Origin of the sequence: Neorhodopirellula pilleata (assembly GCF_007859915.1) — a bacterium.
Taxonomy (GTDB): domain Bacteria; phylum Planctomycetota; class Planctomycetia; order Pirellulales; family Pirellulaceae; genus Rhodopirellula; species Rhodopirellula pilleata.
Genome location: NZ_SJPM01000001.1, coordinates 892,540 through 915,198, shown reverse-complemented (window position 1 = coordinate 915,198; position 22,659 = coordinate 892,540). Strand labels below are relative to the sequence as shown.

General features: G+C 55.1%; 21 protein-coding genes. 13 read left to right on the top strand and 8 right to left on the bottom strand.

All coding sequences use genetic code 11. The annotated features are described in order from the left end of the window. Positions 1-17 precede the first annotated feature (17 nt). From Pla100_RS03095 to Pla100_RS03080, 4 genes are read right to left on the bottom strand one after another with little or no spacing between them, the layout of a single operon-like run. Positions 18-653 (bottom strand): CpaB family protein, encoded by a 636-nt coding sequence (locus Pla100_RS03095; protein WP_146576172.1) that lies wholly within the window; start codon positions 651-653, stop codon positions 18-20. Then, positions 650-1,819, bottom strand: coding sequence for an FHA domain-containing protein (locus Pla100_RS03090; protein WP_146576171.1), 1,170 nt, complete (start codon positions 1,817-1,819; stop codon positions 650-652). The genes Pla100_RS03095 and Pla100_RS03090 overlap by 4 nt, the downstream gene beginning before the upstream one ends. 37 nt (positions 1,820-1,856) lie before the next feature. Beyond that, on the bottom strand, positions 1,857-3,827 hold the full coding sequence (locus Pla100_RS03085; RefSeq protein WP_146576170.1) for an Hsp70 family protein: 1,971 nt from the start codon (positions 3,825-3,827) through the stop codon (positions 1,857-1,859). After that, positions 3,827-5,989 carry a serine/threonine protein kinase gene (locus Pla100_RS03080; protein ID WP_146576169.1) on the bottom strand — a complete coding sequence of 721 codons (2,163 nt, stop codon included), beginning with the start codon at positions 5,987-5,989 and terminating at the stop codon, positions 3,827-3,829. The genes Pla100_RS03085 and Pla100_RS03080 overlap by 1 nt, the downstream gene beginning before the upstream one ends. Before the next feature lie 165 nt (positions 5,990-6,154). Here Pla100_RS03080 and Pla100_RS03075 point away from each other — a divergent pair, with 165 nt between their 5' ends. The 7 genes from Pla100_RS03075 to Pla100_RS03045 all read left to right on the top strand — a co-directional run bounded on the left by Pla100_RS03075 (position 6,155) and on the right by Pla100_RS03045 (position 12,893). Further along, a complete protein-coding gene (locus tag Pla100_RS03075; RefSeq protein ID WP_146576168.1) occupies positions 6,155-7,324 on the top strand; it encodes a CpaF family protein in 1,170 nt (389 codons plus the stop codon). A 103-nt stretch (positions 7,325-7,427) separates the two neighbouring features. Next, on the top strand, positions 7,428-8,102 hold the full coding sequence (locus tag Pla100_RS03070; RefSeq protein WP_197167661.1) for a prepilin peptidase: 675 nt from the start codon (positions 7,428-7,430) through the stop codon (positions 8,100-8,102). A gap of 22 nt (positions 8,103-8,124) precedes the next feature. Further along, entirely contained in the window at positions 8,125-8,331 is a 207-nt protein-coding gene (locus Pla100_RS03065) for a hypothetical protein (protein WP_146576166.1), read from the top strand. Beyond that, complete coding sequence (locus Pla100_RS03060) at positions 8,328-9,278, top strand: hypothetical protein (RefSeq protein ID WP_146576165.1); 951 nt, start codon at positions 8,328-8,330, stop codon at positions 9,276-9,278. The genes Pla100_RS03065 and Pla100_RS03060 overlap by 4 nt, the downstream gene beginning before the upstream one ends. Positions 9,279-9,288: 10 nt before the next feature. Then, positions 9,289-11,016 carry a Tad domain-containing protein gene (locus tag Pla100_RS03055; protein ID WP_146576164.1) on the top strand — a complete coding sequence of 576 codons (1,728 nt, stop codon included), beginning with the start codon at positions 9,289-9,291 and terminating at the stop codon, positions 11,014-11,016. 18 nt (positions 11,017-11,034) lie between these two features. Further along, complete coding sequence (locus tag Pla100_RS03050) at positions 11,035-11,949, top strand: coiled-coil domain-containing protein (protein WP_146576163.1); 915 nt, start codon at positions 11,035-11,037, stop codon at positions 11,947-11,949. A 41-nt stretch (positions 11,950-11,990) separates the two neighbouring features. After that, the gene (locus Pla100_RS03045; RefSeq protein WP_146576162.1) at positions 11,991-12,893 is read left to right on the top strand and encodes a hypothetical protein; all 903 of its coding nucleotides are present in this window, start codon (positions 11,991-11,993) and stop codon (positions 12,891-12,893) included. Between the two features lie 8 nt (positions 12,894-12,901). On the opposite strand, the gene Pla100_RS03040 is transcribed toward Pla100_RS03045, so the two are convergent. Then, a complete protein-coding gene (locus Pla100_RS03040) occupies positions 12,902-13,102 on the bottom strand; it encodes a hypothetical protein (protein WP_146576161.1) in 201 nt (66 codons plus the stop codon). A 131-nt stretch (positions 13,103-13,233) separates the two neighbouring features. Here Pla100_RS03040 and Pla100_RS03035 point away from each other — a divergent pair, with 131 nt between their 5' ends. The 3 genes from Pla100_RS03035 to Pla100_RS03025 are packed head-to-tail and all read left to right on the top strand — an operon-like array spanning position 13,234 to position 17,362. Then, the gene (locus Pla100_RS03035; RefSeq protein WP_146576160.1) at positions 13,234-14,205 is read left to right on the top strand and encodes an FHA domain-containing protein; all 972 of its coding nucleotides are present in this window, start codon (positions 13,234-13,236) and stop codon (positions 14,203-14,205) included. A gap of 8 nt (positions 14,206-14,213) precedes the next feature. Beyond that, positions 14,214-15,959, top strand: a complete 1,746-nt coding sequence (locus Pla100_RS03030; protein WP_146576159.1) for an FHA domain-containing protein — start codon at positions 14,214-14,216, stop codon at positions 15,957-15,959. Between the two features lie 38 nt (positions 15,960-15,997). Next, a complete protein-coding gene (locus Pla100_RS03025) occupies positions 15,998-17,362 on the top strand; it encodes a hypothetical protein (RefSeq protein WP_146576158.1) in 1,365 nt (454 codons plus the stop codon). A gap of 108 nt (positions 17,363-17,470) precedes the next feature. Here the strand turns inward: Pla100_RS03025 and Pla100_RS03020 are convergent, their stop codons facing one another. The 3 genes from Pla100_RS03020 to Pla100_RS03010 are packed head-to-tail and all read right to left on the bottom strand — an operon-like array spanning position 17,471 to position 19,668. Continuing rightward, complete coding sequence (locus tag Pla100_RS03020; protein ID WP_197167660.1) at positions 17,471-18,115, bottom strand: RNA polymerase sigma factor; 645 nt, start codon at positions 18,113-18,115, stop codon at positions 17,471-17,473. 31 nt (positions 18,116-18,146) lie between these two features. Then, positions 18,147-18,905, bottom strand: a complete 759-nt coding sequence (locus tag Pla100_RS03015) for a metallophosphoesterase family protein (protein ID WP_146576156.1) — start codon at positions 18,903-18,905, stop codon at positions 18,147-18,149. A gap of 4 nt (positions 18,906-18,909) precedes the next feature. Next, positions 18,910-19,668: a metallophosphoesterase family protein gene (locus tag Pla100_RS03010; protein WP_146576155.1), complete on the bottom strand. Its 759-nt coding sequence runs from the start codon at positions 19,666-19,668 to the stop codon at positions 18,910-18,912. 103 nt (positions 19,669-19,771) lie between these two features. On the opposite strand from Pla100_RS03010, the gene tsaB reads away from it, so the two are divergent. The 3 genes from tsaB (at position 19,772) to Pla100_RS02995 (ending at position 22,658) form a co-directional block, all read left to right on the top strand. Next, positions 19,772-20,575, top strand: a complete 804-nt coding sequence (tsaB, locus tag Pla100_RS03005) for a tRNA (adenosine(37)-N6)-threonylcarbamoyltransferase complex dimerization subunit type 1 TsaB (protein ID WP_146576154.1) — start codon at positions 19,772-19,774, stop codon at positions 20,573-20,575. A 177-nt stretch (positions 20,576-20,752) separates the two neighbouring features. Then, positions 20,753-21,967 carry an anti-sigma factor family protein gene (locus Pla100_RS03000; protein WP_146576153.1) on the top strand — a complete coding sequence of 405 codons (1,215 nt, stop codon included), beginning with the start codon at positions 20,753-20,755 and terminating at the stop codon, positions 21,965-21,967. Positions 21,968-22,070: 103 nt separating this feature from the next. Further along, positions 22,071-22,658, top strand: a complete 588-nt coding sequence (locus Pla100_RS02995) for a hypothetical protein (RefSeq protein WP_146576152.1) — start codon at positions 22,071-22,073, stop codon at positions 22,656-22,658. The last annotated feature ends 1 nt before the right edge of the window (position 22,659 follow it).

Sequence of the window (22,659 nt, the reverse complement as noted above, 5' to 3'; positions counted from 1 at the left end):
GTCGTGTTTCGGTTCTTTCACGATTCGCGGTGTGCTCGAATCTGCAGTGGCAGGTCTTCACCATCGGTAACACGATCGAGGTAGCTTTGAAGTTTCACGAACCGCGGATCCGTCGTCGTTTCCGGCATCGCGATGCTGATCTCGTTGACGCGATCATTTCGATCCCCGCGAACTCGATTGTCGCCGACGGTGACAACACGAAACGGCCCGATCCATTCGAACCCACTTTCTTGATCATCGATGGGAAGGCGGAAACTAATTTGCTCGCCGACAGAAATGGAAGCTACCGGACTGCGAGATACGTCGATAAAAACCGCCGTTTCCCCGTCTCGCAGATCGTATTGGGGGCCCCGAATTGGAACGAAATCCCACAACAGCAAGATACCGGCCTCGATGTCTTGGCTCGCCGCTTTGCCGCTGAGCACGGCCATGTCTTCCATCGGGACGGCACTTTTTGACAAGGATTCGGCAAACTGGGCCGGCACGTCAATCGAAGTGATCATATCCGTGGTAATCGTCGTCCCTGCACGCACGGCCTCTTTGAGCGTAGCGAACTTGACGGGGTTTGTTCGGCTCGAAATCACGACAAAGTTCAATATCGCCGCGAGCAACCCCAGTCCGACAGCGGCGAGTAGTTTGATGGTATGGCTCATAGGGTCCCGTTGGTCATTGCCAGTTGATGGTGAATAAGCTTTTCAAACATGTCTTGATACTCAAGTGTGAGATCCCCGAAACACACTCGATCGTTCTTGGACAGGAGATACGGCTCGCTCAATCGTTTCTTGCCGCTTGAATTGATCACAAAGGTCCCATTGGTCGAATTCAAATCGACGACGACGATCCTGTCTTGTATCCAATCGAGTCTCGCGTGGTAGGTCGACACGGCGGGTGACTCGAGACGAAGTTCGTTGCCACTGCCCTGTCCAACGAAGATGAACGCTCCGACGCGCGCGATCGAGACGGAATCGAACAACTCTCTCGGGAAAATGATCCGGTGGTCTCTTCCTAAGGTGACCAAGTCGGTCAGACGGATCCGAGTGACCGATCTTATCTTACGTCGATTGACAAAAGTTCCGTTGGTCGAATTCAAGTCACGCAGGGATAGCACTTCGGCGATCCAAGTGAATTTGCAATGAACATTCGATACCACGGGACAATCGACGTGAAAATGACAGCCGGTGTTGTATCCGATGACCCAACCCTCTCGTCCACTTTGCTTGGCTTGCTCTCGTGTCAGTTGGATGTGCGTCGATTGTGTCTGGCGATCGTTGAGCCGACCCTCGGAGGTAACGTTCGGCGGTTCTTCGATCGTGTTTCCGGTTGGCTGATTCCCGCTGATTCGATCGATCTGTCGGGCCAGCTCCTCGTCACCGGTTGTCTGGACGGAGTCATCGGCTTGCTGATCGTCGACTTTCTCACCGGGGGCCAGTTCACCGGGGGCCAGTTCACCGGGAGCCAGTTCACCGGCGGCCAGTTCACCGGGGGCCAGTTTGCCAGAGGATTGTTCACCGGCGGGAACGGGCTTGGACTCGGATTCATGGAGGCTTTCTTGGCGAAGTCGAGCGTCGTAGGCGTTGCGTTTTTCGTCATCGAGCAGGGTTAGTTTGGCTTCAGCAAGTTCGTTGAGCAACGCCTGGCCGATTTCGGTAAATGGTCCCCTCGCCAAACGGCGCACGTGCAGCGATTGCCTTTCGGTCGCATTTCGAATCACATCGCGGTCATTTTCGAACTGGCTGATGCCCAGCAATTGGTACAACGTCGGTGGTTGATCGTTCGGCTTGATGCCGAGCCATTGGTGATAGTAGTTGTAGGGTGCCATTGCTATTGGATACTCATTGCAAGTTCACTTGCCCGATTCATTGCTGTGCATCAAGTTGCCGTTGTATCCATTGTTGAAGTCGTTCGACTTCTTGAAACGAAACGTTCTCGATCGTGTCGGCGTTCGAAAAACGCAGATAAGTGCGTCCGAGTGAGATGCACGAGTGTTGAAGTAGTTTGTTGGATTGATCCCATGCCATGCGAACGCGTGCGACATCGCCTTGTAGCTGCATTTTTTCAAGCGGTGTTTTTTTCGATTGCTGTTTGAGTCCCAGTAAGGCGATCAATCGTTTCAGAGTATTTGTTTCAGCTTGCAGCGTTTTGGCGAGTCGTTGGGTAGCGATCGCTTCGGTCGGCACCGCTTGGTCACTGACCGATCGCCCGACATACGCGTAGATCTGATCCAATCGTTCGAGCAGCTCTTCCAAACTAGAGTCTTCGTTGAGCATGACGATTTTGGGAAGCGGGGTCGCCGACGCATCAAGGCTCCCTTCGCCCGCCTCATCTCCCGCGATCCGCCGACGCCAAGAATCCAGCGAATCCAATTCGGCGAATCCTTCACGGCGAAGTTCGACAAACGCTGATGCTTTGGTGGCGGGAACATTCGATGCGACGGTGATGTTTCCGCTGGCATCGTATGAACAACTCACGCGAACCTCGGTTCCTTTGGCAAGCGAAGGATCCAAATGCACCACGCACTGCCCAAGTGCCGTACAAAACAGGGGGTTCTCGCTTTCGCCTTCGAGCAACCGCACGCGAACGTTCGGTTGACCATCTGCCATCGTCGTGAAGACTTGTGTTGCTGTCGCCGGTAAAGGTGTGTTTCGCGGAAGGATAATTTTGTTAACGCGTTGTTGGGTGTCAGGGTCGAAACCTTGAATCCCCAAACTGTGCGCGTTGACATTGACCACATCGAATTTGGAGGCTTCGTCCAAGTAATCCGTTTCGCTACGCAGGGCGGCAAACAGCGCCGCTCCTTTGGCGATCGAAGTGTCCGGATCACTGACCATGCGGACCGGCGTTTGCGTTTCACTTTCAAGCCGCTTTCGAACCAACGGAATGCGGCTCGAGCCTCCGACCAAGAGGATTTCGTCGACGTCGGGCCAATCGAAACCAGCTTCGCTGATGACGGACTGGGCGGTCATGATCGTCCGCTCGACTAGCGGACCGACTAACGATTCGAAGAGTCGACGGCCAAAGGAAAAGCCGCAAAGCAATCCGGCATGTTGGAAGGAAACATCAAACGACTCGCTCTGGGAAAGGGCGTGTTTGATTTGGGTTGCCAACTGATCAAGCCGGAGCAGATCACTGGGATCGCATCTTGGATCGATCCCATGTCGGTCGATGAATGTTTCGGCAATGTTGGTCGCGATCCGTTCGTCAAAATCGCGTCCGCCGAGGTAAATGTCGCCATCGGTTCCGAGTGTTCGAAAGATCCTTCCGTCGATTTCGAGCAGTGTCGCGTCAAATGTCCCACCGCCAAGATCGTATACCAGGATCCTTCGCTTCGTGTCGGTTTCGCCTGCGCGAATGAGCTCGTAACCTGCCGCGATCGCGGCCGCCGTCGGTTCGTTGATGACATCGAGTACGTTCAGGCCGGTGATCGAAACCGCACGTTGCGTCGCCGATCGTTGTCGTTGATCGAAATACGCGGGCACCGTGACAACGACCTCGGACAATTCGCCGACAAGGTGTCGGGTTTGATTGGTGAGGTGTTCGACCAGGAATGCCGTAAGGATTTCCGGAGGGATGTCTAAGCCGTTGATTCGTTTTCGATAGTGCGGCTTGCCGACATCGCGTTTGAAACCCTCCGCATAGTTGTCCAATGACTGAACGCTCAGCTCGACCGCTTGTTTACCAACGATCGGTTCGCGGTCGAAGAAAATGGCACTCGGGACCAAACCGGTCGACGCGGTTTGTTTGACAACCTGCGGCGTGCCGGATTGATCGACATACGCAGCGACTGAGATGGTCGTCCCGATATCAAAACCGACAGGGAATTTCTGCATTACTCCGGTGCCTCCGATTCGGTGTTGTTCTCGGTAGACAAGGAGATGTTGTCGGGTTCCGACGAGCCATCACGATCGGAATCATCGCCGGTCGGAAAGAACAGTACCGCAAGGATCGCCACGACAATGGCGGATCCGATCAAGACTCGATCTTTCGTCGTTTTGTCCCACGTCTTTGGCTGAGTCCAAACAACGCCTTGGGGTGCCGAAGCGTTCGTCGTCTGAGTCGGCGTAGGTTGCAAACGAGTGGGTTGGGGTGCGGAGGGGTGGGCGGCGGGAGGACGAGGAGCCGCTGAATTCACACTCTGAGCTGCTGGTGCCGATGGCGGTGCGGGAGCATTCGATCGAGCATCGCCGAACGGTCTTGCCGCCGAACGCTGGGGCGTTTCTTGTGCTGCACCTTGTGCCGACTGGATATCGGATAGATAGCGGTCGAGCACCATCGTTTTTCGACTCCCATCGTCCTCGTCAGAACTCGGGTCGTGCGAGGCACTCACAGGTTTCGCCGTCGGGGGCAGTGGCGCGGATTGACTACCCAAAGTCGGTTTTGATCCGGGCGGTAGGGGTGCCGACGACGTTGGCCGGGGCGGCAGCGGAGCCAACGCGTTCGGTGATCTTCCGGCGCTATTTCCGCTGGCCTGATGAACTCGGTTGGCAATCGGTTTCTTTGCGTCTGATGTCGCCGGGGCGTTCGTCGGAGCCTTGGTCGGGTTTGGTTTTGTTGCCAGATAGTCCGCCGCCAATCGTTTGATGCTCGGCTTGCCGCTTTGTAAAAAGAATTGAACGTCCGGGCCGTCGTAGCTCATTCGAATCAAATCACCCGAGCGAAGCGGGGAACTCGAGCGGAGCAAAGATCGATTGATGAACGCGCCCGTGCCCGAAACCAATTGGGCCGTCCAACCGCTACTCGATTGAGAGACTCGCACGCGAGTTTCCGGCGAGCCATCTGGATGTTCAGGGTCAACCACGATCGTGCAATCGTTTTCAAACCCCACATCGAACCGATAGCAATCCAGTCCAATCATTTCCCCGGCGCGGATCCCCGATGCAATCGCGATCACTAAGTTTTCGTCTGGGCGATCCATCACATCGGAAGCCGTCGCCACCCGACGATCATCACGGGCCCCGGTTGGCGTGGCCGCAGTATTGGTGGATGAAGATTTGGTAGTAGGGGATTTAGCCGTGGGACGCGGGGCACCTCCATGTCCGCCGGCCGAACGCACTGGAGTAGAGGAAACCTGTTCCGAACCAATCGATTCGCGAGAAACGGGCGAAGGCGAAGGGCCTGAGCGGTCGCCAACAAAGTTGCCTTGGTGTGGGCGATTCGCAGGCGACACCGAAGCCGAGAACACCGCCAAGTCTTGCAGCACCTGACTGGCAAAGCGATAGCGTTGATGCGGATCCTTGATGACCATTCGGTCGAGAACCTGGGACAGGTCTTCGCGGCACCCTGGTACCAGCTCGTTCACCGGAGGCAAGCGTGCGTCGAGATCGCCGTGCCAACGAAGCCATACCATATCGTCATCCGGGGTCCGGCTGTTGATCCCCGTCATCGACTCCGTGAACCGCTCTCCCGACATCAACTCGATCAACGAGATGCCCAAAGCGTACAAGTCCATTCCCGGACCGGGTATTGAAGCCAGCGTCCCGGTCATTTCCGGAGCCAAGTACTTCGGTGTTCCGACGCTCGGTATGACTCCTGGGGCATCGACGGCGAGCATGAAGGGATCGCTCAGACGAATGTTACCGGTAACGTCGGTAAGCATATTGTTCGGTTTCAAGTTTCCGTGAAAGCGACCAAGATCGTTCAAAAACTTCAGTGCGGACAAGGCTTGTTGCAGGCACGTCAACGCGACGTCCGGTGTGAGAGTTCCAGCGGGAAACGTTCCCCGATCACTTGGGCACAAACAATGGATCGTCGAGTGCATCCACTCCGAAACGATCCAACCCTGTTCACGGTCGATATCAATGTAGTCGAGCAGGTGGTCATGGGGATGCGCCGCCGCATCCCTCACCGAGGCGTATAAACGATCTCGCAAACGGGTATTGTCGCGGATCGATGAGCGGTACGCCTTGATCGCAACCTGTTTGCCCAGCGACGTGACACCCTCATATAACTTTGCGAATTTGGATTCGTGATGAAGGCGAACGATGTCGGTCATTGCATTGGTGGTTCGTATCTGTAATGATTTGAATCCTTGGGGGTTGGGGGTTCCCTCTCCGCCGTTTTGGGCGAGTATAACCGAACCACCGATGGCACGCGAGCATCACCCGCGACAAGGCCTTTTGACTCGGTCGCATTTTCACTCGGCACCTCAGCGGCGTTCATGAAACCGTCCGAAATCTATCGTCAAACGGTGCGGCATTTCCTCTCGCCGATCGCCCCGTTGCTCAACGACGACGATGTTTCGGAAATCTTGATCAACGGTCACGAGACCATTTTCTTTGAAAAAGCGGGCCGTTTGCAATTGTCCGACTTGGCGTTCCCGGATGAGCCGGCGCTGATGGCGGCCGTTCGCAACATCGCCGAATACGTCAATCGGGTTGTCGACCGAGATCACCACAGCATGGACGCCAGGCTGCCCGACGGTTCGCGGGTGCATGTGATCATTCCCCCGAGTTCACGGGGCGGACCACACATTTCGATTCGAAAGTTCAAACGATCGACTTTCGATCTCGATTCGCTCGTCCAGTGGGGGAGCCTGAGCGCCGCAGCGGCGGAATTCTTGAAGGTCGTGATCGTCGTTCACAAGAATACGATCATCTCCGGCGGTACCGGTACCGGAAAAACGTCGATGCTCAATGCGTTGTCGACGTCAATCCCGGAACACGAACGCATCATCGTGATCGAAGACAGTTCCGAACTACAGCTCAACCAACCTCACACGGTGTATCTCGAAGCGCAACCGGCGTCGCCGGACGGACGCGGACGGGTTTCCATCCAAGACTTGTTCGTTGATTCGCTGCGAATGAGGCCGGACCGAATCATCGTCGGCGAAGTCCGACGCGGCGAGGCGCTCGACATGATCCAGTCGATGTTGTCCGGTCACGCCGGCGCGATGACGACGACCCACGCCAACACGCCGCTCGACGCGATGATTCGCCTAGAGACGATGTGCCTGATGTCGGGTGTGGAAATGCCGGTCCAAGTCGCCCGGCGGCAGGTCGCCTCGGCGGTCAATCTAGTGATTCAACTCCGCCGCTACGACGACGGATCACGGCGTGTCCACTCGATCGACGAAATGTTGGAACTCGACGAGTCAGGAATGTACGTCGCCAAAACGCTCTACGAATTTCGCAGCACCGGGCGGGATGCCGCCGGCAGATTGACGGGCGAAATGCATTGGACCGGCGAAGTCGCCACATTCGCCCATGAAGCCTACGCCCTCGGTTTGGGTGACATGATCGATTTGTCACGAGATGCCCTTCCGCCACCCGATTCGACCCCACCTAATCTGACCGCCGACTCAAAGCCTGGCAGCCAAAACGGATCATAAAACTTCATTGTTTGGATCTTTTTTCCGTGCGGCTTGCGTCGCGGTCTCGTTCGTAAAGTCGTCACCACAATGCGTTCCCTTGTTCATGAGCCCCAACAAACGCATGTCCACCCTCGCAAAAAACACCGTTTTACCGTTTTCGATGCCGGATTTTGAAAGCCATCCCTACCGAACGTTTGCGATCGGCTGCGTTGTGGGCGGGTGCATTTGGGCAAGCGTCCTGCCGGTGAACTGGACGCTCGGCGGTGTTGCCGGTTTCGTGGTGCTGGCGTTGCTCGCGACCACTACGGTTTTGGATTTGCAGTTCCGGCGGATTCCAAATTGGGCGACCTATTCGGCGTTTGTGATCGGAATCGGCTTGAATGTGATCGCCCATTTCGCGGAAAACTGGTCCGCTTGGTTGGGAGCCGTCGGCTTGGGCAGCTCGCTCGGCGGCGGACTGGGCATGCTCGCGATCATGTTTGTGATTTTCAGTTTGTCCGGTGGCGGGGCGGGCGATGTCAAACTCGCCGCGAGTCTGGGGACTTTGTTGGGCTGGGACATGATTTTGCAGGCGATGTTGTATTCGTTCATCGTCGCCGGCGCGGCTTTGGCATGTTACGCAATTTGGACGATCGGGCCGCTCGAACTTTTCATCGCCTGTTTTCGATCGATCGGCTGCCGATTGGCTCCCGGAATGATCGCACCGCCGCCATCGCAACATCGCGTCTTGCTCAAAAAACAATTTCCACTCGCTCCATTCTTTACATCGGGCGTGTTGATCGCCGCTCTACTGTGAACGCGTCAACGAGGTCAATCCAATGAATCCGATTCCTGTTTTCACCGTCCGTCGTCGGCGCCGACCGACCGCGCATCGAAAGCCACGTGGTGGCATGTCGGCGATCGAATTGGTGATGACGACGGCGCTGATGTTTCCGTCGATCGTCTTCTTTGCATTCCTCGGTGTTCGGGCACTGCGTGTCCTGTTCACACTGATCGGCACCATGATCGGGAGCCCACTATTATGAACGTTGTTTTGGCTTTCAATCCGTTCGCCGCCATCAACCAGAACCCTTATGTGGAATCGGTAGAGGACGTTTGGGTTGTTTGGGCGGTCAGCCTGTTTATCCTCGTCGCGATGATCGCCGGCAGCGTCCGCAAACTGCGACTCCATCACTTTCGACGGTTCTTCCGCGAGGAAAAAGGAGCCTCCTACGCATTGCCGTATGTCTTAACGTTTCCGTTCATATTGATCCTCGTGTGCGTGATGATCCAGTGCACGTTGATTTTGCTGGTCAAGTGCGGCAGCGTGTACGCCTCTTACGCCGCGGCTCGTTCGGCGATCGTGTGGCGTTCTTCCGATCCCGAATCCGACGCCAAAGGGCTGCAAAACGCCAAGTATTACGCCAATCGAGCGGCGATGTTGGGCATGACGCCGTTTTCGTCGGGATACGAAAGCCACGCTAAGCGGGTCTTCCCGCTTCTGCTTGCCGAGACGGTCTCATCGGGTGAGTTCCCGTTTTCCGATCCGCAAATTCATACGATCGCACTGGATCAGTTCTTCGACCTGTATTCGGACATGTATGTTCGTTTGGCACAACAACACAATGAAACCGGCAAAGCCTCCGCCATCATCAAGCAACCCAACGCGTTGGCCCGGGAAGGCTATGTCAAGAACAAACTGATCTACGCGGGCTTAGCGACGTCGGTTGAGTTTGAAGACAGTTTTAAGCAGCAGGCTCCCGTTTGGAACGAAGACGTAAGGGTCACCGTCAAGCACAAAATGCACCTACATATTCCTGTCGCGGCCCGGGTGCTCAACAACGACGCGCCGGGCGGATTCCTCAGTCCGCTCTATTTCGCCCGAGACATCCAAACAACCGTCACGCTACCGTCGGAAGCCTGCAAAGATACCCCGCGACTCGGTGTACCGTACGATCCTGCCTTCATGAGCCGATACTTCAACTTTAATTGATGAGAAGGAAATGATCAGACGCAACCAAACTCCACCGATTGCTCATCGATTGTTCGATTTGACCATTTCATGGCATCGAAACGAAAGCGGAACGGTCGCGTTCTCGATCCCGGTCGGTCTGTTTTTCTTTATGGTATTCGCCGGGTTGCTGTTCAATACCGGAGCGACGATCAACGGGAAGATCGAAACTCAAAACGCGGCGGACGCATCGGTTTACTCCGCCAGTGTTTCCATTGCCCGTGGGCTCAATGCCATGACCGCGAGCAATCATTTGATCGGTGAACTCAATGCCCTTTATGTGATCCATCACTCGTTGGGCGGAACATGGCTCGACGACAAAGGTGGGCAAGAAAATAATTCGCCTGAGATTCAAGCAGCAAATACTGGGTTAGAGATTGCCTACAACATCGCGAAAAACTCGCAGCCCATCCCGGGCCTCCAACCACCTTACGATCGAGTGAAGAAGAATCCGAAAGCGGATGCCAATTCAACGATTTATGAAGGTAAGCTAAAGCTCAAGACGGCATTGGCAATTGCCTACGGAGTTCATACAGCCGGTTGGGTAATGTACGAGGCAGGTAAAGCACTCTTGCCATTTCCCACGACGCCCGCCGGGGTCGCCTTGATGGCAGCTGGTGTGATCACACAGGTTGCCGCTACCGTGACGGAACTCGCGATCATGAAGGAGTATTTGGTGCTCGAGGGTCTTGAGATACTTGCCCGATCTTTGTCGCCTTTTAAGAAAGGCATACCGGGGACAATCAAGCTGCTTTACAACTATCAAAAATTAGTAGGCGGCACCAACAACACACCCAGTTTGTTTTCGACCCTTGCGGCGAAATCCGCCATCAAGATCGCCGAGCGAAACGACGCGGTCGCGATCCCCAGCAGTACTCTGTTGGCGACCGCTACCAATCTCATTCCGCCCTTTCCCGTTGAGCAAGAGAAAACAACCAAAATTGATCGTTCCCAGTTAATGAGAGCCGCTTTTCCCTGGGTCGCGTATTGGACAAACAATATCGCGGGAACGCTCAAGAAACCGTTTCATATCCTTGGTGCACCTATTTCCGGAGCCGGTGGTTCCTTCGAAAAATGGAGCGAAAAGTACGCTTATCAATCGGTCGAACTGTTTCGCGGTGATACGAGTCGCAACTTTCAAAATGAATTGACTCGTGTCAATCATAACAAAGCCAATAGTAGCGGGTCGGGAGAAAAAGGAATGGGTATCAAGCTCTACGTTATGCAGGGCCTCAACGAAACGGACAACGGAGCCGGATGGCACAAAAGCATGGAAGATTTCAACGACTGGGATAACCGGCGAAAGGCATCAACCAAAATTGATCAATTGTTTTGCCACGTCGGTTTCGTCCGAAGTGAGAATCAACCGAAGGTTGGAGTCCGGCGATTCTTCCGCCAAGAGAACCCAGATGGCTTTGTCTGTTACGCCCAATCGATGGTCTACAACGCGAATCCTCAACAACGGCCGCAACGATCCGGCGGCGGCGGATCGGCACAGCCGACCGTCGGTTATGACACTTTGGGATGGACCGCTGGAGCGATCGAATATCCAGGCAAATCGTCTGCGCGACCGCAAATCAAACTGAATTGGCAAGCTAAGCTGACGCCAATCACACCCGAGAAACTCTTGAGTAAAGCGCAAGTGTTGCTCACCGACGCTAGCCTTCGACGGTCGTTTTGGGGCGGTCGCGAAAGTATCCTGATTTTGAACAACCATTGAAAGAATGCGGACACTGAAATGAGAACCCGATCATCCTTCAATGCGGTCAAAGATCGTCGCGGTATGGCACCGCTCGAATTTGTAATGGGACTGCCCTTCTTGATGCTGCTCTTCGGGTTCATTTTTATGCTCGGACGCGTGACGCTCGAACAATCCGACTCGGCGATCGTGGCTCGGTATGAAGGCTGGAAAGATCGCAGCGATCAATCGACCTGGGCCGACGACGAGTTGAGCGTTGTCGCGACGATGACCGCTGACACAGGTCGTGCAATGGGCGACGGAAAACGTTCGGTCAAGGTTTATTCTTGGCTCGGTGGAACCATCGATACCAATTCGACCAACGTGGTTTTGTCAGGGACCTGGGACTCCGATCAGGTCCAAACCTTCAATGAAAAAGAACCACATTTCAAAATTCTTGAGAAGATGCTGGGCGGCAACGGAGCAGTGGCTGATTTCGCCCGTGACCTGATTCATACCTTGTTGTCGATGGGATCGCTTCCGAATCAGGGCGAGATCGATCAAGCCGAGAAGGACAAGAATGAAAAGAAAGACGAGCTCGAAAAGAAGCAACAAGAGATGCAGGATCAGATCGACAAACTCAAAGATGAACTCAACGAGTTGATTGCCGAACGAAAGGAGCTGCAGTCGCAGTATGATGAAAAGAATGCCGAACGTCAGGAGTTGATCGACAAGCAGACGGAATTGCGTGAGCAGGCTGCGACGTTTCCCGCAGGCTCCCCAGAGCGGTCGGATTTGCTGGCGCAGGCGAATTTATTGCAAAGTGACATTCAGACGCTTACCGATGACATGTCTGACTTAAGTACGCAGATCGGAATGAAGAATGGTGAAATCGCCGAGAAGCGAGAAGAAATCCGAGTCATTGAGGATGCCAAGCAGCAGTCACAAGCCGAAATCGACAAGCTGCCTCAGTGATACTTATGATTGACGAACATGAGACCAGAAAACAACCATGGATGTCCAAAGTGGTTGCGTCGATGTTTGTCATTGCGGTGTCCGGTTGGCTGATCTTTTCACCGAGTTCGCTGTTTTACGTTGATGACTCAGAAAAGGCAAAACGAGCCACCGAGAATGTAAATTCGGGATCTGGTTTGAATTCGGGCTCCGGCGGGAATGACATCAGCGAGCTCTTTGACGAAAGATCTGAAGTGCCGTCCCCGCTAGAGTTCCTGCAAGGCGGTCTGTGGGAACTGCCCGACGCGAAGTTTCGCGTCGGTGCTGAGGAGATACAAGATGCTGAGGAAGCGGAAAGACGCTATCGAGCTGAGCCCGAGATCGAAACGTTCGCTGGGATTTCAACCGAAGAGTCGCGACCGCTAATTGATGCATTCGAATCGCTCGGTACCGACGTAACACACCAAAACGAGTGTGCGGTTCATCGTATCGATTCCAACGGAGTGAAAGCCAAGCTGTATGTGGGCCCGAACGATCAGGTATTGGTGTTGCAAATCCTGATCGGCTCCGAACCGCCACTGAGGCTACTGACGTTTGCATCGCCAAGGAAGTCGAAAGACCATGGGATGATCCATCAGGGCGAACCACGTCTAACCGCGTCGGATTGGAATTTGCCGCTTACAGACCACGCCCGCGTGACAGCGACCCGGTATTCAGAAACCGGCCAGCCGGCCGCGACCGTCCTCGAACTGTCCTTCGGTCGTGATAAGCTGTTTCAGCTATGGCGTGACGAGGGCTGGGAGGTCGAGCGAGACACCAAGGCTTGGTCTCATTGGCGGTTGAAAAGTCCCACCAATGAGCTCTACTCGGTGACGCAGCACAGCGAAAACGGAAAAATCGTTCTTGTGATTTTAAAGCTCCAGCCGGCAAATGCCGGCGAGCGAAACAACGAAGCCGACGACTGAAGAACGGCTTACTCTTTGAAGCTGACGACGCTCTTGATCAAGTCGGTTGCCCATTTCTTGATGCCGTCGTCACCGTCCCACTGGCTCTTGACGAAAATCAGAGCCACGGCGGCCACGGCGATGATCATCACGACCTGCAACGCTTCCAATCCGTCTTCGTTGTTGTGAAATCGTTTGGCGGCCGATCGAATGTTTTGGAGTGTCTTCATCGTTAAGTTCCAGGTAAAATAGTGAAGTCTGGGGGGTGCCGGTCTCGCCCGTTGAGACCCGTTCAGTGTACATCTAGCAAACGCCCGATAGCAGAGTCGGCGCACACAAAAAATCAAGATTTTTCAAAATCATGCAAAGCGATCAGGAGAGAGCCGCAACCATCGCATTGGATGTTCTCAAACGACGAGGCAACGGGGAAACGATTCTCGATGCCGACGTGATCTCAAGGCATCCGGAGATCGCCGACTCTTTGCGACGAGAACTTGACAAAGTTCGCGTGATCAACGCGATGCGCGAGCAGGCGGAACCTGACGAAAGCGAGTTTGACCCGCGATTTACCACGGTGCTTCCCGCTGGCGGTGATGCTCGCGCGACCTGTTTGATCGATTCCCATTTGACGGGACAGGTGTCCCGAACGATCGGTGAGCCAGCACCAGCTCACGGCGGCGGTTCGGGCGGCGGAGCGACTGCCGAACGTCATGACGGACCGACGATCCCGTTCCGGCCGTCAAAACGTCCGCCGATGGCTCACCTCGACGTTTGCCATGATTACCAAAACACCTTCACGACCGTCGCCTTGCGGAAAGATAGAAACGTTATCGGACGGATGAGCGGCGAAGTCCTGATCGAACACGACAAACAAATTTCCTCTCGGCACGCCGAAATCACGCGAGAGAAAGAGAACGACGGTTGGCGGTGGTGGTTGCGCGATCTGGAGAGCAAAAATGGCACCTATGTCATGATCGAACGGGCGGTGCTCAAGAATGGTGATGAACTGTTGATCGGATCGAACAATTATCGATTCACGCAGATCGGTACCGAAGTGTGTTGGGAGCATATCGTTGGCGGCGAACCCGTCGACGGTTTGACACTCGACCCAGACGGGACCTGGATCGGACGGGATCGTTGCGATGATCTCGAAGCATTCGCCGACGGGCTGCTGGACCTCAAGCATGCGCTCATTTCATTGGATCGAAAAAACCGCTGGTCGATCAAGAATGCGGGTTCGCTTAACGGGATCTGGTACCGTATCACTCAAGTCCGATTGAGACCCCATGCGGCGTTCCAACTCGGTGAACAACGCTTTGTGTTTCGAGGTTGACGTTTTTCATGATGACTTCGACGTGGACTCTCGGCGGTGATTCGTCTTGCGACGTTTGGATTCGCTCCTCCGCTGTTGCGCCCGTTCACTGTCGATTGAATCGGCATCCGTCTGGATTTCAGCTCGAAGACCTAGGTTCCTCGACGGGGACGACCGTCAACCAAAACGTCGTCTCGCAGCCGACGCCTTGTAGGCCCTCGGATCATATCCGCTTGGCAGGCGTGATTGAGATGCCGTGGCCCGATCCTAGCCTCGCCAAACTGGCGATCCGGATCGGGTATGCGTCCGAAAACGACTACCTGATTGCTCATGACGAGGCCGTATCGGGGCGTCACGCGATGTTGATCCTTGACCCAAACCAACAGATCCTGTTGATCGACTGCGGTAGCACCAATGGAACATGGGTCGATAATCATCGGGTTAAGTCCGTTGTGATATCGGCCGACGAACCGTTCCAAGTGGGCGTCACGCAATTGACCGCGAGATCCGTGTTCGGCCAGACCGGACACGGACATCTGATCGCCGAACCGCCCGCCTCCGAAATCACGGACATCGCACCAAACCATCGATCCGATTGGTGGTATGCCGGCATCTTGGTGGCGACATTGCTCGTGGCTGGGTTGTCGGCTTGGTCGCTGCTCAAGACAGGCTCAAACTCGACGTTTGACGCGAAGCCTGAGGTCGCGTCCGGCAATGGCCCTTCTAGCATTGTCCCTGCTAGCATTGTCCCTGCTAGCATTGTCCCTTCCGGTGATACCCGTGCCGGTGATACCACGGGACCCTCGACGATCGTTGTCGCTCAATCCGATCCCGATGACACCGAAGAATCTCCCGCCAATCCGCCTCAAGACTCCGATCGCGCGAGGCCGAACCAAAACGAAACCAAAACGACCGCCGCTCAAGGACCGAACGTTTCCGCCCGTGCCAATATCGATCAGTCGATGTACTTGATCGTGATCGAAACCGAAACGCACCTGTTTGATTTCGCCGTCGCCTGGGAAGCAGCCCCCCATTTGCTTCTTACGAATGCTCACGTGATCGAGTCATTGGAAAATAATCGATACCAGTTTTTTGTCGTACGTGTCTTTGACCAGTGGGAACGCGTCGTTGAATCCACTGGCGTTCATGACACTTATCGAACGTGCGTCGCAGAACTCGCCGAGTTTGCCGGCCAATCTGAAACCGTTCGTAAAGAAATTCAGCAGCTTTCCAATGACGGTGCGGCAAAATCCGAAGTCGAACCGTTGATCAATCGTTTGCGGGAACTCCGTCGCAGCGAGTATTGGCTCCGTCTGAAAGCGGACAGCTATGACGTCGGATGGATTCGAGTCAATTCGGCGACGACAGAGAAATCGATTTATCTACCTCAGCAAGGCAAATCGCCGATTCAAGCTAAGAAACGGTTGCAACTTCGCCATCCGTCCATCGAATCCGATGCCGCCTATTACGAAGCCGGGGAATCGCGGGAGATCGGTCAATACGGGATCGAAGTCAACGAAATGCTGATTACGGACGATTCGAGCGCGCCTCTGAGCTGGCTGGCTACGTTTGATAGCCAGTCAGATGATTGGAGGTACTTTCTTTTCGATGGTTGCCCGATCGTTGATCTTCGAGGCGGAGTTGCAGGAATGTATCGCGGGCCCGAACGTGCCCCGTCGGACAACGCCACCGAAGGCAAACCTGCGAAACTTCATTTGATAACGCGAGCAGCGATCCAGCAAGCAATCGAACAGGCCGAATCATCCAAACCCTAGCCCAAACTCCAGCCCAACCACCGCAAAGGCAAATCATCATGTCGCGAAATCATCTGCACGCCGTGCTGACGCTCCTGTGCGTGCTCACGATTCCACCCTTCTGCACTGGTTATCGGGGCGTATCGGCCGACGATGACGATGTCGCCAATGCAGACGGCGAACAAGAGAATGCCGCAGATGGAGATGGAAACGGCAATGCCAACGGTAACGGCAACGGAAATCTCCCCATCGGGAACGCGCCCGGTGTGGTGATCGGGGGTGGTCAGGGGAGTGTCAATGGCGGCAACCGTGACCCGTTGGCGGAGCGGATTCAAGCGGCGTCGGAGTTACTAAAAGCACAAAGCGAATTCATGTTGGCCGAAGGTGAGTATCTTAATCTTCTCGCCGACGCGCGCATAAAAGTGGCCGAGGCGGTCGATCTTGAACTGGACCTATGGAAAAAGAAGGTCTTGATTTATTTCGAGCGGCACGAAGAAAACATGCGCAGCAAGATGCGGCGGAAAGATCTGTATGACGTTGCCGCCGATCAAACCCTGCGTCTGAAAGACACCGCAGCGAGACGACGTTATGAATACATGAAACGTCATCCGCGACTCTCCGGACGAGGCTCCCACACGAACTTGAACTTCATGTTGGACCAATTCGTCGGAACACCGATCGGCTATGGGATTCCACTCGAAGAAACATTTTCATCCAATACCCGACATGAGCGCTGGAAGCTCGACGAAACGATGCATAGTCAACTCAAGATCAAACAAGACAATGGTATCGATTCGATCGAGTTTCTTCTGAACCAACCCACTCCGATCGCGTTCGATTGGCCGGATGTTTTCAGAGAAGAGGCGTTCTCAATGCACCGCAGTGAAATCGAACGACTCAATTCGATCGTCGCCAAACTGGACGAGCATCCGACCAACGAACGTAACGCGATGCACCAACGGGCGGCCGAACGGATGCAACGTGTGTTTGCTTCCATGTCGCAGAAGTTTTTTGAACTCTATCCGGACTATGGACGACAAGGCTTAACGACCGCACAGTGGCGAGCGATCATGCGAGGCGAAGATTTCTTGTCCCAGAAAACGGTCGAGCTCGAGGCGTATCGCCGCAACCCGGAACGGCTCGTCTCGGCGTCCACCATCTTCGATCCCGATAAAGATGGCCGGGATGCGGGGACGCTGATTGCCTTCATGTCACGGAACGGACTGAAGTTTTCCAAGCCATCTTCGGGAAGTGAAAACGCCTATCACTCGCTTTACACCATGATGATGGAATTGTACGCCCTTTATGGTGAACCTTTGGCTGAGGTTGCCAAGACGGAAGTCAGCGAACGACCGCAGCCTCCCGAGCGAGAACCGGCGGCGGAAGGAATCGAGGGCATCGAAGAGCTAATCCAACAGCCATAGAGCCTATCCGAAAAGGGGTCTGACCCTCTCCGGCGAAACCAGAAAAGCAACGAAAATTGACTCGCCTCCAAAGGGTCAGACCCCTTTTCGGATAGGCTCCTAGTGCCGCTACACGTACAGCGACAATCGAATCAAGGCTTCGCGTAGTTGTTGACGAGCCCGTGTACGGATGCCGCGAATCGATCCTTCTGATTTACCGAGCCGCTCAGCCACGTCGGGAAGCTCGAGTTGTTGCAAGTACAGCATTTCGATCACTTGGCGGTACTCTTCGGGTAACCCACCGAGAGCCACGTAGAACGCTTGGCGGAGTTCTTTGACCCGCAAGCATTGTGAGCTTCGAGGGTCCGAGGAGACCGCGAACTCCTCGATCAGATGGTTAATGTTGTCTTCGTTTTGAGCGGGAGCATCCGCTTCATTGGTGACTTTGCCGTCGCGGCGATGCTTGCGAAAGGCATCAAATAAAGTGTTTCTCGCGATTGTTTGCAGCCACGCAAATAACTGCTCCCTTCCCTCTGCCCGAAACGACGGCAAATTTCGAAAGACACGAAGGTAGACTTCTTGAATGATATCTTCGCTGTTGATCCGCCCCTTTTGATTGGCGGGGATTCGACGCTGGATATATTGGTCGAGCCATTGGTAATGCGTCAGCAAGAACGCCTCGAGGGCGGACTCGTCGCCGGCGAGTAACTTCGCGATTAATTCGTCCTCGCCGGACGGTTCCGCATTCGACTGGGATGAGGAAAAATCGCTCAATTGGCTCTCCAGCGATGCATTGGAAAAATCCTCAACGACCTTCGCGGAGTCGATAACCCAAGAAGTTGTCTAAATCGGATTCCGCTTCGATCGCTTTGACGGTCGCTTCGATATCGTATTCGACTCGGCGGAACTCGGCAAAATCGGGCTCGACGATCACGTAACAGCTTCGCGGGTCGCCGTCACGGGGTTGGCCGACGCTGCCGACGTTGATCATCATTTTGGCTTGCGGATCTCGCAGCGAATAACCCGTTCCGGTATCGACCGGGCGGACGAAACGATGGTCGGACGTGAAAATGCCGGGCACGTGCGTGTGGCCTTGGAAACACAAACGCGGTACGAGCGAGAACAGCTTTTCCATCTTTTTGATGTTTTGCGTGTCTTCGGGAAAGACGTACTCGTTGGTCGGTCCGCGTGGCGATCCGTGAACGAACAACCAGTCGTTCTCACGCACCGTTCGCGGCAAATGACACAAATACTCGATCCGGCGTCGGCTCGCTTCGGGATCGCTGCCGACCCGTTCGAGCTGGGTTCGCGTCCAGAAAATGGCCTGTTCGGCGGCCACGTTGAAACCTTCGGGGTCGAACAACGAGCTACTGTCGTGGTTTCCCAACACGCAAAAATCGAATTGCATGACGGTGTCCAAACAGGCGCAAGGTTCCGGCCCGTAACCGACGACGTCGCCCAAACAAACGATTCGATCGACTTTTTGCGATTCGACATCCGCCAAAACCGCCGTTAGCGCAGCAAGATTTCCGTGGATGTCACTGAGGATGGCGGTGCGAGTCAAAGAGTCAATGTCCTCGTTTCAGTCGATCGCCGAGCGCGTCGTCGAGATCGGGTTCGTTGTAAATTTTGGCGGCCGTGGCTTCGAAATCGTAGGTCACGCGGCGGTAGGTGACCGTCATCGCGTCGGTATCCAGGATCACGTAGCACGATTGGTTGTTCTCGTCCCGTGGTTGGCCGACGCTGCCCACGTTGATCAATAGTTTATTCGGCCCGAGCGAAAAGGTATGGTCTGATTCCTCGGGAGAAATGAATTCGCAATGAGTCGTGAAGACGCCCGGCAAGTGGGTGTGCCCCATGAAGCAGTACTGTTCTACCTTGCCGAACAGGATTTCCATCTTGCGGGTATCGTACACGTACTCTGGGAAAACATATTCGTTGGTCGGGTCGCGAGGCGAACCGTGGACGAATTTGAAGGTCCCTTCGTTGAGGAATCGCGGCAATTCGCCTAAGAAATCCCAGCGGGCGTTAATTTGTGCCTGGCTACCATGGCCGCCGTCGAGTTGGTCGCGAGTCCAGTAGATCGCCCGCAGCGCCATCGGGTTGAACCCGTCGGGATCAAACAGAGCGGCCTGATCGTGGTTGCCTAAAATCGTGCTTTTGCATCGCTTCATCACCAAATCCAAGCATTCACATGGATTGGGCCCGTAGCCGATGATATCGCCCAGACAGTAAATTTCATCCACACCAATCGCGTCGATGTCCGCGAGCACGGCCTGCAACGCTTCGAGATTGCCGTGGATGTCGCTGATTAACGCTCGCTTCACGGAATCCCTCAACAAACAAGAATCGAAATAAGTACATTCGGCAGGCGAGGATTGTAGCCTTTATGAATTTTCCACGACAACCTATCGACAAGATTTCTCCGTAATGACTCCGAAACGACCCGTTGGACTCGCGATCGAGGTGATCGGACGCGACGGATCGGTAGCTTTGATGGAAGGCGACTTGGTCGTCGCGGCCCGGCATTTGGACACGCAAGCCCGGGCGGCCTCGACATTAATTCCGATGATCCACGAGATCCTTTCGGCATCTGGCAAGACGATCCGGGCACCCGATTACATAGCCGTGGCGATCGGACCGGGCTCGTTCACCGGATTGCGGATTGCCGTCACGGCCGCCAAAACCCTCGCGTTCGCCTGGGATGTGCCTCTCGTAGCGGTCGATTCTCTCGCCGCGATCGCCCATTCCGCCGTCGTTGCCCGATCCGGATCACCGGATTGGTCGTCATTTCGCGGCCCGTTCAACGTCCTGGTGGGGCTGGCGGCCTACCGGGGCCAAGTTTTCCGGGGACGCTTTGTGGGATCGCAATCCGAGACCGCCCATCCAAAACTCGCCGAAATCGAGTCCGTTGAATTGGTTTCCAAGGCCCAGTGGAAAGTTCAGTTGGAGGAAATCGCGTCGTCGACCGAGTCATCGGCACCCTGGATTTTCGCCGGCGACCGCTCGACTTTAGAACCCTCCGGGGTGGCTTTCATCGCAGATGACTCCGATCCGCTCCGCTCACGGGCCGCGGGGGTAGGACGAATTGGTGCCGAAATTTGGATGACCGGGGCCGAGTCCTGGGGTAGACTGATGACTCCCCTGGACGCGGTTCCCAATTATTTTCGTCCCAGCGCGGCAGAGGAGCTGAATACGGGCTCAATGGCAACCCGGAGCACAAGCGAGGGATGAGCTGGAGTCACTCGCTCACGGTGCGGGTTACTTTTGTCGGTTCGGTCTCCTGAGCGACCCGATTACCCTTGACAGCCGATCCGAACCACGATGGGGGAATGACCGTAGAAGAGCAAATCAGTTCAACATGACCTGTTTCCTTCCCACCCCTTCCCTCCCGTCTCGGCTGCCTTGCTGATGCAAGAAGATTTGATCGGCTACCTGCTCGGAGCGCTCGAACCAGACGAAATGCGTCGTGTCGAAGCTTGGCTGCGCGACAGCGAAGAGGCACGCCGCCAATTGGCCAAGTTGGAGGCCGCCCTCAACGGCCTCGATGCCGCCGACCAAAACGCTGAGATCGAGCCGCCGCCGGTCGATTTGGTCGCTCGGACCCTCGCGTCGCTGCCCCCGATGCTTCCGCAGGATAACGATCACGAGCAACTCGGCGATTTCGACGACGGGGCGATGGAGGACGCTGTGACGATCCGCTCGTCTTCTCAACTCTCCCCAGTGGCCGAGTTGGGCGGTGGTCACGGTTGGAATTGGCGAGATTGGTTGGCCTCGGTGACGGCCGCTTGCGTCGTCATCGCGATCGCATTGCCTTCGATGATCGAAGGCCGGTTCGTCGCGCGAAAGCAAGCTTGCCAGGACAACTTGCGTGAATTGGGCGTGGCGATGACTCAGTTCGTCAATCGCAACGCCGAACAGCGTTTACCATCGATTGCACCCGAAGGTTATCAAGCGTTCGCCGGTATGTACGGCCCGCGCCTCCGCGAAGCGGGATTGTTGCACGGGATCGAACGGACGCTCTGTCCGTCGCTCAAACGTGACCATTTTTGGCCGACACGTTGGAATACCGATGCGGGACCATCTATGTTGGCCGATGCCAATGCTATGTCGGCCGATGCCAATGGCTCGCCCGATCTGGTGACGTTATCGTTACTCGATGAAGTCGGTCGAGAATTGATGGCGATCAACCGCCACGGTCCTGCCGATGCTGAAATGAACGAGCGATTGTTGGTCGCGATCGAGAAACTTCGTTGGATGCAAACGACCGCAGGTGGTCATTACGCCTACAATCTCGGCGTCCGCGACGGCGACTATTTTGCATCACCTCGTTTCCAGGGTCGATCGTCGTTTGCCGTGATGAGCGATGCCGCGATCGTCCGAAACGGTCCTGGACAATCCGACCAATCGACCACGGCACCGACCTTGATCAGCCATGGAGGTCGCGGCATCAACGTGCTCTACGAAGACGGCCGGGTCGGATTCCTCCCCGCGGAAGCCTTGGGACAAACCCCCGATCATCCCCTGGTCAATCATGCCGGACAGATCGAAGCGGGAATGACGATCGATGATGCTTCGTTGGCCCCGAGCTGGCAGCCGCCCTTCATCCAAGCCGTTCAGCGATAACGTTCCGTCGAGGAACCTTTTCGTTCGCCCGTTGAATGCTCGCGGGTTTGGTTTTGATATGATGAGTCGAGTTGCGCAGTTCGACTCTTGTGAAAGCACACGCATGGCCATCGACAATCCATATCAAACTCCCATCAACCCCTACACTCCCACCTCCAACTCGGCTTTCATCGGCCCGCAAGGCCAGATTTATCGCAAGGGGAGGATCTTGATCATGCACCGTGATGCCACGTTGCCCGACATTTGCTTTAAAAGCAACGAACCGACTGCGGGTTATCGTTTGCGGCGGAAACTCAGTTGGCACAATCAGTGGATTGCGTTGGCAATTCTGCTTAACGTCTTGATCTACCTGTTGATCGCGATCATTGTATCCAAACGCGCTACCGTGATGATTCCGTTGAGCGATCATTGGCGAGTCCTTCGTCGCAAACGGATTCGCAACGCTTGGGTACTATGTTTAGGTGGGCCGATCCTGTTTGTTGCCGGAATCATGATGATGGGACAAGGTCCTGACGCCGAACTCGCTGGAAGCTTTTGCCTTATGGCGGGTGGATTGATTCTTCTTTTTGGTTTGTTCTACGCCATATTTCGCACCCGACTGGTTACCCCTGTCATGATCGATGAACATTTCGTTCATCTTAAGGGGGCCCATCCTGAGTTTTTAAATCGCTTTGAAGCCTATTCCTTCTGAT

Bases quoted from the DNA above. Each gene is read 5' to 3' on its own strand.
- Pla100_RS03000 (WP_146576153.1), top strand. From the start codon at position 20,753: ATGCAAGAAGATTTGATCGGCTACCTGCTCGGAGCGCTCGAACCAGAC.
- Pla100_RS03095 (WP_146576172.1), bottom strand. From the start codon at position 653: ATGAGCCATACCATCAAACTACTCGCCGCTGTCGGACTGGGGTTGCTC.
- Pla100_RS03090 (WP_146576171.1), bottom strand. From the start codon at position 1,819: ATGGCACCCTACAACTACTATCACCAATGGCTCGGCATCAAGCCGAAC.
- Pla100_RS03035 (WP_146576160.1), top strand. From the start codon at position 13,234: ATGCAAAGCGATCAGGAGAGAGCCGCAACCATCGCATTGGATGTTCTC.
- Pla100_RS03040 (WP_146576161.1), bottom strand. From the start codon at position 13,102: ATGAAGACACTCCAAAACATTCGATCGGCCGCCAAACGATTTCACAAC.
- tsaB (WP_146576154.1), top strand. From the start codon at position 19,772: ATGACTCCGAAACGACCCGTTGGACTCGCGATCGAGGTGATCGGACGC.
- Pla100_RS03075 (WP_146576168.1), top strand. From the start codon at position 6,155: ATGAAACCGTCCGAAATCTATCGTCAAACGGTGCGGCATTTCCTCTCG.
- Pla100_RS03080 (WP_146576169.1), bottom strand. From the start codon at position 5,989: ATGACCGACATCGTTCGCCTTCATCACGAATCCAAATTCGCAAAGTTA.
- Pla100_RS03050 (WP_146576163.1), top strand. From the start codon at position 11,035: ATGAGAACCCGATCATCCTTCAATGCGGTCAAAGATCGTCGCGGTATG.
- Pla100_RS03060 (WP_146576165.1), top strand. From the start codon at position 8,328: ATGAACGTTGTTTTGGCTTTCAATCCGTTCGCCGCCATCAACCAGAAC.
- Pla100_RS03045 (WP_146576162.1), top strand. From the start codon at position 11,991: ATGTCCAAAGTGGTTGCGTCGATGTTTGTCATTGCGGTGTCCGGTTGG.
- Pla100_RS03065 (WP_146576166.1), top strand. From the start codon at position 8,125: ATGAATCCGATTCCTGTTTTCACCGTCCGTCGTCGGCGCCGACCGACC.
- Pla100_RS03030 (WP_146576159.1), top strand. From the start codon at position 14,214: ATGATGACTTCGACGTGGACTCTCGGCGGTGATTCGTCTTGCGACGTT.
- Pla100_RS03025 (WP_146576158.1), top strand. From the start codon at position 15,998: ATGTCGCGAAATCATCTGCACGCCGTGCTGACGCTCCTGTGCGTGCTC.
- Pla100_RS03085 (WP_146576170.1), bottom strand. From the start codon at position 3,827: ATGCAGAAATTCCCTGTCGGTTTTGATATCGGGACGACCATCTCAGTC.
- Pla100_RS03070 (WP_197167661.1), top strand. From the start codon at position 7,428: ATGTCCACCCTCGCAAAAAACACCGTTTTACCGTTTTCGATGCCGGAT.
- Pla100_RS02995 (WP_146576152.1), top strand. From the start codon at position 22,071: ATGGCCATCGACAATCCATATCAAACTCCCATCAACCCCTACACTCCC.
- Pla100_RS03055 (WP_146576164.1), top strand. From the start codon at position 9,289: ATGATCAGACGCAACCAAACTCCACCGATTGCTCATCGATTGTTCGAT.